This window comes from Geodermatophilus sp. CPCC 205506 (genome assembly GCF_051383635.1).
In the GTDB taxonomy this organism is placed as follows: domain Bacteria; phylum Actinomycetota; class Actinomycetes; order Mycobacteriales; family Geodermatophilaceae; genus Geodermatophilus.
Genome location: NZ_JALPKP010000017.1, coordinates 93,621 through 104,423, shown reverse-complemented (window position 1 = coordinate 104,423; position 10,803 = coordinate 93,621). Strand labels below are relative to the sequence as shown.

The 10,803-nt window shown below is 76.5% G+C and carries 10 protein-coding genes; 2 read left to right on the top strand and 8 right to left on the bottom strand.

The window, feature by feature from the left end; translation table 11 throughout:
• The 3 genes from MY520_RS12015 to MY520_RS12005 form a co-directional block, all read right to left on the bottom strand.
• On the bottom strand, window positions 1–2,511 hold a 2,511-nt coding region (locus MY520_RS12015), incomplete at its 3' end, for an ATP-binding cassette domain-containing protein (protein ID WP_436692334.1).
• Entirely contained in the window at window positions 2,508–3,503 is a 996-nt protein-coding gene (cydB, locus tag MY520_RS12010) for a cytochrome d ubiquinol oxidase subunit II (protein WP_436692333.1), read from the bottom strand. The genes cydB and MY520_RS12015, both read right to left, overlap by 4 nt.
• Window positions 3,504–3,516: 13 nt before the next feature.
• Entirely contained in the window at window positions 3,517–5,049 is a 1,533-nt protein-coding gene (locus MY520_RS12005) for a cytochrome ubiquinol oxidase subunit I (RefSeq protein WP_436692332.1), read from the bottom strand.
• A 116-nt stretch (window positions 5,050–5,165) separates the two neighbouring features.
• On the opposite strand from MY520_RS12005, the gene MY520_RS12000 reads away from it, so the two are divergent.
• Complete coding sequence (locus MY520_RS12000) at window positions 5,166–5,528, top strand: BlaI/MecI/CopY family transcriptional regulator (RefSeq protein ID WP_436692331.1); 363 nt, start codon at window positions 5,166–5,168, stop codon at window positions 5,526–5,528.
• A gap of 2 nt (window positions 5,529–5,530) precedes the next feature.
• On the top strand, window positions 5,531–6,457 hold the full coding sequence (locus MY520_RS11995) for a M56 family metallopeptidase (protein WP_436692330.1): 927 nt from the start codon (window positions 5,531–5,533) through the stop codon (window positions 6,455–6,457).
• A 79-nt stretch (window positions 6,458–6,536) separates the two neighbouring features.
• Here MY520_RS11995 and MY520_RS11990 read toward each other — a convergent pair whose 3' ends face one another.
• The 5 genes from MY520_RS11990 to MY520_RS11970 all read right to left on the bottom strand — a co-directional run bounded on the left by MY520_RS11990 (window position 6,537) and on the right by MY520_RS11970 (window position 10,765).
• Window positions 6,537–8,789, bottom strand: coding sequence for a heavy metal translocating P-type ATPase (locus tag MY520_RS11990; RefSeq protein WP_436692329.1), 2,253 nt, complete (start codon window positions 8,787–8,789; stop codon window positions 6,537–6,539).
• A 10-nt stretch (window positions 8,790–8,799) separates the two neighbouring features.
• Complete coding sequence (locus MY520_RS11985) at window positions 8,800–9,732, bottom strand: hypothetical protein (protein ID WP_436692328.1); 933 nt, start codon at window positions 9,730–9,732, stop codon at window positions 8,800–8,802.
• Window positions 9,733–9,793: 61 nt separating this feature from the next.
• Window positions 9,794–10,003: a heavy-metal-associated domain-containing protein gene (locus tag MY520_RS11980; protein ID WP_436692327.1), complete on the bottom strand. Its 210-nt coding sequence runs from the start codon at window positions 10,001–10,003 to the stop codon at window positions 9,794–9,796.
• Window positions 10,004–10,028: 25 nt separating this feature from the next.
• The gene (locus MY520_RS11975) at window positions 10,029–10,334 is read right to left on the bottom strand and encodes a metal-sensitive transcriptional regulator (protein ID WP_436692326.1); all 306 of its coding nucleotides are present in this window, start codon (window positions 10,332–10,334) and stop codon (window positions 10,029–10,031) included.
• 77 nt (window positions 10,335–10,411) lie between these two features.
• Window positions 10,412–10,765 carry a helix-turn-helix domain-containing protein gene (locus MY520_RS11970; RefSeq protein WP_436692325.1) on the bottom strand — a complete coding sequence of 118 codons (354 nt, stop codon included), beginning with the start codon at window positions 10,763–10,765 and terminating at the stop codon, window positions 10,412–10,414.
• Between the last annotated feature and the right edge of the window lie 38 nt (window positions 10,766–10,803).

The window sequence follows — 10,803 nt, the reverse complement described above, 5'->3', positions numbered from 1 at the left end:
CCTCCGACTTGCCACCGCGGCCAGCCCGGTCCCGAGTGGCACGGCACCGGCGCCGAGCGCGGCGGCACGGGCGCCGGTCCGCGCCGCGGCCGACCCGCGCCGCGCGAGGCCGGTGAGGTCGGTCGCCGTTGCGGCGGCGAGGCCGTGCGCCCGGAGGTCCGCCGCGCCCTCCAGCGCGGTGGTGGTGTCCCGCAGCGCGGCGATCCGCAGCTCGGCCTCGGCCCGGGCGGCGCCGGCGTCCACCCGCCGGTGCACGGCCAGGACCGTCGCGACCGTGGCCAGCAGCACCAGCCCGGCCGCACCCGCGGCGGCCGGCGACACCAGCGCCAGCGCGGCGGCCGTGGCCGCGGTGACGACGCCGGCCACCAGGGCGGGCGGCACCACCCGCACCGAGAGGTCCTGCACGAGGCCGACGTCCCCCACGACGCGGGCGAGGGCGGAGCCCGGCGTCCGGTCTGCGGCGATGCCCTGCCGGGCCAGCGCCCGCCACACCCCGACCCGCAGGTCGGCGGCCATGCGGAGCGCCGCGTCGTGCGCGGTCATCCGCTCCACCCAGCGCAGGCCGGCCCGGCCGAGCCCGAACGCCCGCACGCCCACGATGGCGACGAGGAGCGTGAGCACCGGGGGCATCTCCGCCGCGCGCACGATGAGCCAGCCGGAGACGGCGGTCAGGGCGATCCCGGCGCCGGCCGACGCGGTGCCGGCGGCGACCGCCCGCGCCAGCGCCCTCCGCGGCCACCCGAGCGGGCGCAGCTCCGGACTCTCGGCGTGGAGAGGGCGGTCAGTCCGGTCGGGGGGCGGACTTTCCGCGCCGGAAGTCCGGTCATGGTCCGGACTCTCGGCGCGGAGGGTCCCGTGCGGGAGGGTGACCGTCCGGTCGGCGAGGGCGGCCAGGGCGGGGTCGTGGGTGACCAGGACGATCGTCACCGTGCCGCGCAGGGCGGCCAGCACGGCGGAGACCCGTGCGGCGGCCGCGTCGTCCAGGTGCGCGGTCGGCTCGTCCAGCAGCAGCAGGCGGGCTCCGCGGCGGATCCGCACGAGCGCGCGGGCGAGCGCGACGCGCTGCAGCTCGCCGGGGGACAGGGTGGCGCAGCTGCGGCCCGCGAGCTCGGCCGCTCCCACCCGGGCCAGCGCGTCGACGGCGAACGCCTCACCCACGACCTCGTCCACCCCGGGCTCCGAGGCCGCGTGCCGGCGGAGCTCGTCGGCGACCGTCTCGCCGGTGGTGCGCGGGTGCTGCGGCACGACCGCGACCGCACCGGCAGGGACGCCGGTCACCGTCCCCTCCACCGCGGCCGTCGGCGGCAGCAGCCCGGCCAGGACGGCGAGCAGCGTCGACTTGCCCGAACCGCTGGCCCCGGCGACGGCGACCAGCTCGCCGGGGCGGACGTCCAGGTCCACGGGCGGCAGCGCCGGGACGGCCCGCCCGGGGTGGCGCACGGTCAGCCCGCGGACGGCGACGTCGGCACCCCGCGGGTCGTCGTCCGCCGGCTCGGGGATGACCGGCGGGAGTGCCGGTGCGGCCAGCACCGTGCGCGCCTCGGCCGCGGCCAGGGCGGCGTCCTCCGAGGCGTGGTGGGCGGCGCCGAGCGCGCGCAGCGGGGCGAAGGCCTCCGGCGCCAGCAGCAGCGCGGTCAGCCCGACGGCCAGCGCGAGGTCGCCGTGCACCAGCCGCAGGCCGACGGTCACCGCGACCAGCGCGACCGAGAGGGTCGCGATCAGCTCCAGCACCAGGGCGGAGAGGAACGCCAGCCGCAGCGTCGCCAGCGTGCGGCGTCGGGACGCCTCGCCGAGCTCGGCCAGGGTGGCGGCCTGCTCGGCGGCCCGGCCCAGCCCGACCAGCACCGGGAGTCCGCGGACCAGCTCGGCGACGTGCGCGGCGATGCGGTCCAGGGCGCGGGCGGCGGCGGTCGTGCCGTCCCGCGTGGTGAGGCCGACCAGCACCATGAACACCGGCACCAGCGGCAGCGTGACCGCGACCAGCACGGCCGAGAGCAGGTCGGTCCAGGCCAGCACGACCAGCAGGGCCGGCGGGACGACGAGCGCCTGCGCCAGCGCCGGGAGCTGGGCCGCCAGCCCGGGACCGAGGTCGGCCAGCCGGGTCGTGGCCAGCACCGCCGCCGGCCCGGGGCCGCCGGCCGCCGCCACCGCGGCCGGGGAGTCGGCGAGCCGGGCGACCAGCGCGGCGCGCAGCTCCTCCTCGGCGCGGCAGGCGTCGCGGTCGGCGAGCAGCTCGCCGGCCCACGCGGTGACCGCGCGCAGAGCGACCCCGGCGGCGGCCACCAGCAGCGGAGCGGCCACCGGCCCGTCGGCGTGCCCGGCGGCGCGGGCGACGGCGTGCGCCAGCCCGGCGGCCAGCAGCACGAGACCCGCCGTCTGCACCAGCGCGACGGCGGCCTGCCGGACCAGCGCGGCGGTCAGCCCCGGGACGCCGGCCAGCGCCGCCAGCGGCCCGCGCCCCCGGCGGTTTCCGCGGAAATCGCCGGTCGGGGCGGGCCTCCCGCGGCTCATGCGTGCACCGGCTCGGCGGTCAGCCGCTTGCGGAACACCCAGTAGGTCCAGGCCTGGTAGCCGAGCACCACCGGCAGGCCGATCCCGGCCGCCCACGTCATGACGGTCAGCGTGTAGGCGCTCACCGAGGCGTCGGTGACCGTGACGTCGAACGCCGGATCGATCGTCGAGGGGACGACGACGGGATACGCCGCTCCGAAGACGGCCGCCGCGGCGGCGACCAGCATCCCGCCCCACGCCGCGAACGCCTGCCCCTCCCGCCCGGCCCGCAGCCGCGCCCACGCGACCACGACGGCCAGCGCCGCGACCGCCCACAGCACCGCGGTGACCGGGGTGCCGTACCGCAGGTGCGCGATCCCGGCCCAGGCCAGCAGCGGCAGTGCGGCCACCGGCGCCCAGCGCCGGGCGAACGCGCGGGCGGCGACCCGCACCGGCCCGTCGGTCTTCAGCGCGAGGAACACCGCGCCGTGCACGACCGAGAACGCGAGGACGGCGGCCGCGCCGAGCAGCGCCGGCCACCCGAGCCCGGCCAGGGCGCCGCCCACCCGGGAGCCGTCGGCGTCGATCGGCAGCCCCAGCGTGGTCGCACCCAGCGCGGCACCGATCCCGGCCGCGGCGATGAGCGAGCCGGCGGTGATGACCCGCGTCCACGTCGCGTCCCAGGCCTCGGTGTGGTGCGAGTGCCGCCACTCGAAGGCGACCGCCCGGATGATCAACCCGAACAGCACGAGCACGAACGGCAGGTACAGCGCCGGCAGCCAGGTGGCGTACCAGCCGGGGAAGGCCGCGAACACCGCGCCGACGGCGGTGATCAGCCAGACCTCGTTGCCGTCCCACAGCGGGCCGATGGTCCGCAGCAGGAGGTGGCGGTCGGCGGGGCGGCGGCCGAGCACCGGCAGCAGCGCGGCGACGCCGAAGTCGAACCCCTCGAGCAGCAGGAAGCCGATCCAGAGCACCGCGACGGCGGCGAACCAGAGGGTCTGCAGGTCCATGGTCAGCTCCAGCTCAGTAGGCGAACGAGAGGACGTCGTCGTCGCGGTCGGCCGGCCGGTCGGCGTCCGGCGGGTGTCCGGGTGTGGGCGCGCCGTCCCCCGTGGTCACGCCCCGGCGGACGAAGCGGGTGATCAGCCACAGCTCGACGACGGCGAGCGCTCCGTAGACGGCGGTCAGCGCGATCAGCGACGTCCACACCTCGGTGGCGCTGATGCCGGGGGAGACGGCCTGCGCGGTGAAGAACCAGACCTGCTCGTCGACGGGCACGTCCGGGTTGGGGTAGACGACGAACGGCTGGCGGCCCATCTCGGTGAAGATCCAGCCGGTCGCGTTGGCGACGAACGGCGCGGCGACGGCGAGCAGCGCGCCGTACACGCCGATCCGCCAGGTCGGCACCCGTCCCCTGCGCGTAGCCCACAGCGCGTAGGCGGCGACGCCGGCCGACACCGCGCCCATGCCGATCATCAGCCGGAAGCTCCAGTAGGTGACCCCGAGCAGCGGCGTGTAGTCGATCTCCTCGCCGGCCAGCGCGCCGAAGCGCGACGGGTCGTCGGGGTAGGTCTCGCCGTAGACCTCGCCGTAACGCTCCTGCAGCTCGTTCACGCCGGGAACGGCGGTCGAGAAGTCGCCGTGGGCCAGGTAGGAGAGCAGGTACGGCACGGTGATCGAGTGCACGTCGTCGCACTCGTTGGAGCCGAGCTTGCCCCAGGCGAAGATCGAGAAGGAGGCCGGCGCCTCGGTCTCGCACAGCGCCTCGGCGGAGCTCATCTTGAGCGGCTGCTGCTGGTACATGAGCTTGCCCTGCCAGTCGCCGGTGAGGGCGACGAGGGCGAAGGCGGCCAGCGACACCCAGCCGCCGAGCCGCACCGACCGGCGCCACACGGCGTGGTCGACGTCGGTGGTCGGCCGGTCCGCCAGCTTCCGGCGGCGCAGGTGCCACAGCCCGACGCCGACCAGCAGCGCGCCGGCGACCATGAGCGCGGCGACGATCGCGTGGCTGAACGCGGCCAGTGCGGTGTTGTTGGTGAAGACGGCGAGGAAGTCGACCTGGACCGGCCGCCCGTCCTCGCTCACGGCGACGCCGACCGGGTGCTGCATCCACGAGTTGGCCGCGATGATGAAGTACGCGCTCACCACCGAGCCGATGACGGCGGCCCAGAGCGCGGCCAGGTGCAGCTTCTTCGGGATCCGGCCCCAGCCGAAGATCCACAGGCCGAGGAAGGTCGACTCGAGGAAGAACGCCAGCAGCGCCTCGAGGGCCAGCAGCGAGCCGAAGACGTCGCCGACGAACCGGCTGTACTCGCTCCACGCCAGGCCGAACTGGAACTCCTGCACCAGCCCGGTGGCGACGCCGAGCACGAAGTTGATCAGGTAGACCCGGCCCCAGAACCGGGTCATCCGCAGCCACTCGGGCTTGTCGGTCCGCACCCACATCGTGTGCATGACCGCGACCAGGATCCCCAGGCCGATGGTCAGCGGGACCATCAGGAAGTGGTAGACGGTCGTGATCCCGAACTGCCAGCGCGCCACGTCCAGGACGTCCACGGCCGCTCTCCTCACTGGGCGACGTACGATCGGTCGATTTCTTTCTACGCCGGGTAGAAGACGAAGTTCTACGATACGTAGAAGACGGTCGTGTGATCCGCAGGACAGGAGGACCCGTGGCGTCGCTGGGCGAGCTGGAGCGGGCGGTGATGGAGCGGCTGTGGTCGGCCGGCGGTCCGGTTGCGGCCACCGAGCTGCGCGACGGGCTGGCCGACCGGGGCCTGGCGCTGACGACCGTGCACACGGTGCTCAGCCGGCTGGAGCAGAAGGGCTTCGTCGTCCACGACGAGGCCCGGCCGCGCCGCTTCCGGGCGCGGGCCACCCGCGAGGAGCACGCCGCCGAGCTCATGCACGAGGTGCTCGGGCAGGCCGGTGACCGGCAGGCGGCGCTGGCCCGGTTCGTCGGGGGTGTCGACGCAGACGAGGCGCGGCTGCTGCGCGAGCTCCTGGCCGGGGCGGGTCCCGACACCGCGCGCTGAGCATGCTCCCCGCCACCGCGGCCGCCCTCGCCGTGCTGGCCGCGCTGCTGGCCTGGCCCGTGCCGGCGCTGCTGGCCCGGGCCGGGTGGCCGCGCCGCGACCCGCTGGTCGCGCTGGTCTGCTGGCAGGCGATCGGGCTGGCCGGTGGCCTGTCCATCATCGGCGCGCTGCTCGTGCACGGTCTCGCGCCGTGGGGTCACTCGCTGCCGGAGGCGGGCTGGTCGGTGCTCACCGGGCACCCGGCGGCGGACCCGGTGCGCGGCGACCACTGGGTCACGCTGACCCTCGCCGCGGTGCTCGCCTCGGAGCTGGTCGGCGTCCTGCTGCTGTCGTGGCTGCGCACCGCCCGCACCCGCCGCCGCCACCGGGAGCTGCTGGAGCTCGTCGTCCGCCCGGCCGCGGTGCCCGACGCGCGGCTGCTCGAGCACCCCGCGCCGGTGGCCTTCTGCATCCCCGGCGCCAGGCCGCTGCTGGTGCTCTCCTCCGGGATGGTCGCCGAGCTCGACGCCGACCAGCTGGCCGCCGTCGTCGCGCACGAGCGCGCCCACCTGCGCGAGCACCACCACCTGTACCTGCTGCCGTTCGTGGCATGGGAGGCGGCGCTGCCGGTGCTGCCCGCGGCCGCCCGAGCGCACGCCGCGGTGCGGGCGCTGGTGGAGATGCGGGCCGACGACGTCGCGCTGGGGTCCCTCGGCGGGGCGGCGCCGCGGCGGACGCTGGCCCAGGCGATCGTCGTCGCGGCCGGCGGCGCCGGGGGAGCGGTGCCCAGCGGGGCGCTGGCGGTGACCGGCGGGGCGGTCGGCGCGCGGGTCCGGCGGCTGCTCGAACCGCCGTCCCCCCTGCCCGGCTGGGCGCGGGCGGCGGCGCTGCTGTCGGCCGGCCTGCTCCTCCTGGTGCCGACCGCCCTCCTGCTCCTCCCCGCCCTCTGACCCCGCCGGTCCCCGCGGAAACCGACGGAAGGGTCGCGGACTCCCGGCGGGGACTTGCGGCGCGGAGAGTCCGAGTCGGTCAGGCGGGGACGGCGGTGGTGGCGTCGGCGTTGCCCGGCAGCGGGGCGAACCGGCGCAGCCGCAGGCTGTTGGTCACCACGAAGACCGAGCTGAACGCCATCGCCGCGCCGGCGATCATCGGGTTGAGCAGCCCCGCGGCGGCCAGCGGCAGCGCGGCGACGTTGTAGGCGAACGCCCAGAAGAGGTTGCCCTTGATGGTCGCCAGCGTGCTGCGGGCGAGCCGGATGGCGTCCGCGGCCGCGCGGAGGTCGCCGCGGACCAGGGTGAGGTCCGAGGCCTGGATCGCGACGTCCGTGCCGGTTCCCATGGCCAGCCCGAGGTCGGCGGCGGCCAGCGCCGCGGCGTCGTTCACGCCGTCGCCGACCATGGCCACGACCCGGCCCTCGGCCTGCAGCCGCCGGACTACGGCCACCTTGTCCCGCGGCAGCACCTCGGCGACCACCTCGTCGATGCCGACCTCCACCGCCACCGAGCGGGCCACCGCCGCGTTGTCCCCGGTCAGCAGCACCGGGTGCAGGCCGAGCCCGCGCAGCTGGGCAACCGCGGCGGCCGAGGTCGGCTTGACCACGTCGGCGACGACCAGCAGCCCGCGCGCCGCGCCGTCCACCGCGACGAGCACGGCGGTGCGTCCGTCGGCCTCGGCCGCTCCCCGGGCCCGCTCCAGCTCGACCGGCAGGGCGACGGACTCCAGCAGGCGCGGCCGGCCGACCAGCACCGCGGCGCCCTCGACGACGCCGCGCACGCCGAGCCCCTCGAGCGAGGTGAACCCGTCGACCGACGGCAGCGGACCGGCCCGCTCGGCGGCGGCCGCGGCGACCGCCCGCGCGATCGGGTGCTCCGAGCCGTGCTCCACGGCACCCGCCAGCCGCAGCACCCGGTCGGGGTCCTCGCCGTCGGCCGGGACGACGTCGACCAGGGTCATCCGGCCGGTGGTGACCGTGCCGGTCTTGTCCAGGACGACGGTGTCGACGGCGCGGGTGGACTCCAGCACCTCCGGCCCCCTGATCAGGATGCCGAGCTGGGCGCCGCGGCCGGTGCCGACCATGAGCGCGGTCGGCGTGGCCAGCCCGAGGGCGCAGGGGCAGGCGATGATCAGCACGGCCACGGCCGCGGTGAAGGCGGCCGGGAGACCCGCGCCGGCGCCGACCCAGAAGCCGAGGGTGGCCACCGCCAGCACCAGCACGACCGGCACGAAGACGCCGGACACCCGGTCGGCCAGCCGCTGCACCTCGGCCTTGCCGTTCTGCGCCTCCTCGACCAGCCGGGCCATCTGCGCGAGCTGGGTCTCCGCGCCGATCCGGGTGGCCCGCACGACCAGCCGGCCACCGGCGTTCACGGTGGCCCCGACGACGGCGTCGCCCGGTCCGACCTCCACCGGCACCGACTCCCCGGTGACCATCGAGGCGTCGACCGCCGAGGCGCCCTCGGTCACCTCGCCGTCCGCGGCGATCTTCTCCCCGGGCCGGACGACGAAGAGGTCGCCGACCGCCAGCTGCTCGACCGGCACCCACCGCTCGGCGCCCCCGCGGAGCACCGACACCTCCTTGGCGCCCAGCTCCAGCAGGGCCCGCAGCGCCGCACCCGCCCGCCGCTTGGACCGCGCCTCGGCGAACCGCCCGGCCAGCAGGAACGTGGTCACCCCGGCGGCGGCCTCCAGGTAGATGGTCGCGGCCCCGTCGCTCCGGGCGATGGTGAGCTCGAAGGGGTGTCGCATCCCGGGTTCGCCGGCGGTGCCCAGGAACAGCGCGTACAGCGACCAGAGGAACGCCGCTCCGGTGCCGAGCGAGACGAGGGTGTCCATGGTCGCGGCGCCGTGCCGCAGGTTGGTCCACGCAGCCCGGTGGAACGGCAGCCCGCCCCACACGACCACCGGGGCGGCCAGCGTCAGCGAGAGCCACTGCCAGTACTCGACCTGCAGCGCCGGGACCATCGCCATGGCCACCACCGGCACGGTGAGCACGGTGGAGACCACCAAGCGGGTGCGCAGCGGGTCCGCGGCCGGGCGCTCCTCGGGACGGGGCCGGGGCAGCGTCGCGGTGTACCCGGTCTTCTCGACCGTGGCGATCAGGTCCGCGGGGGTGACCGCGCCGGCGTAACTGACCCGCGCCTTCTCCGTGGCGTAGTTGACCGTCGCGGTGACGCCCTCCAGCCGGTTGAGCTTCTTCTCGATCCGGGCGGCGCACGAGGCGCACGTCATGCCGCCGATCGCGAGCTCGAGCTCGCCGGCCGGGGGCGGGGTGGTGGTGCTCACACGGGTCTCCTCAGTCGCCGTGACCGTGGCCGGCCGGCGCGTCGGGGGCGGTCGCGTCGCCGTCGGGGCCGACGCCGCCGGGGTCGACGCGGACGGTGAAGGCGGCGGTGTGGACGGCGTCGTCGTGCCGGAAGTCCAGGAACAGCCGGTAGGTCCCCGGGGACGCCGCCGGCGCGACGTAGGTCTTGTGCGGTCCGGCGGTGGGGGCGGTGCCCGCCGGCGGCTCGGCCGGGTGCGGGTGCAGGTAGGCGAGGTCGCCCGTCCGCAGCGCCACCAGGATGCCGTAGGCGCCGAGGTAGGGCTGCAGGTCGGTGACCGGCCGGCCGTCGCGGCTGACGCTGAAGGTCAGCTCCGACTCCTGCCCGGCCGCGAGCCCCCCGGTCAGGGCGACCGAGTAACCGTCGACCTCGGCGACCGCGGCGGGCTCCGGCAGCGGCTGAGGGTCGTAGCCGCCGGCCACCTGCAGGTCGGTGCCCAGGGTCAGGTTCCGGCCGAGGGCGCTCGGGGTGAAGTCGGCGACCACCCGCCAGCTGCCCGGCGTCAGCTCCAGCGGCACCCGCCACGTCCCGTCCGGGCCGAGCTCGGGGTGCAGGCGCTGGTAGCCGGTGAGGTCGCGGCGGGCCGCGACGAGGTGCAGGTCCTCCACGTGCTCGACGTCGTAGTCGGCCACCGGAGCGCCGTCGGGCCCCAGCACACGGAAGGCCAGGGACGCCGTGCCGGCCGGCAGCCGGTCCTCGAGGGGTTCCAGGACGTACCCGGACCCGGTGACGGCCAGCCCGCCGTCGGCGGCGCCGGACGGGGGCGCGGGTGCGGCGGCGGGCGTGGCCGCGGCGGGGGACCCGGGGCCGTCGACCGGTCCGACGACGAGGCCGACGCCCACGGCGGCGGCGAAGACCGCGCCCAGGCCGAGCGCGACCACACCGAGCTTCAGCGGGGTGTTCATGGGGGTCCTCCCCAGGGTCGGCGGCGGGCGGAGGGCAGGCGCGGTCCGGCCGGCCCGCCGGTCAGCCGCCGGCCACCTCGTAGCCGGCCTCCTCGACCGCCGCGCGCACGGCGCCGTCGTCGACGGGCTCGGTGCTGGTGACGGTCAGGCCGCCGGTGGTCAGGTCGACGTCCACCGAGGTGACGCCGGGCAGCGCCTGCACCTCCTCGGTGACGGCGGTGACGCAGTGCCCGCAGGTCATGCCGACGACGGTGTAGGTGGCGGTGCTCATCGGGGGGTCCTCTCGGGGTGGGTGGTCACGAGCGCACCAGGCGGGCAATGGCCTCCGAGGCCTCGCGGACCTTCTCGTCGGCCTCCCGGCCACCGGCCTGGGCCGCCTGGACGACGCAGTGCGACATGTGCTCCTCGAGCAGGCCGAGCGCCACCGACTGCAGTGCCTTCGTCATCGCGGAGACCTGGGTGAGGATGTCGATGCAGTACTTCTCGTCCTCGACCATCCGCTGCAGCCCGCGGGCCTGGCCCTCGATGCGGCGCAGCCGCTTGAGGTAGTCGTCCTTGCGGTGGATGTAGCCGTGCGGGCCCGGGTGCGGGTCGCTCTCCACGTCGGTCCTCCTGGCGGCTCGGGAGCTCGTGCCAGGAACCATACCCCCCCAGGGTAGAAGCGTCGAGGAGACCCGGGTCACCCGTCCGGGGGCCTGGCGCGCAGCCGGTCGACGATCTCCTGGAGCCGCTCGCTGTCGGCCCGCGCGTCGGCCAGCTCGTCCTGCAGGTAGAGGATGACCTCCGCCGAGGCCAGGGTGTGCCCGTCGTCGAGCAGGCCGCGCAGCCGCGCGGCGAGGGTCAGCTGGTGCCGGGAGTAGCGGCGGTGGCCGCCGGGGGAGCGGTGCGGCTGGAGGACCCCGGAGGAGTCGAGGCTGCGGAGGAACGCCGCCTGCACGCCGAGCAGGTCGGCGGCCTGGCTCATCGTCAGCGCCGGGTAGTCCGGGTCGTCGAGCCGGCGCAGCGCGTCGCCGTCCCGGGAGCTGTCGGCCACGGCGGTGCCTCCGGTGTACTGATGCGCAGAGGCCGGGT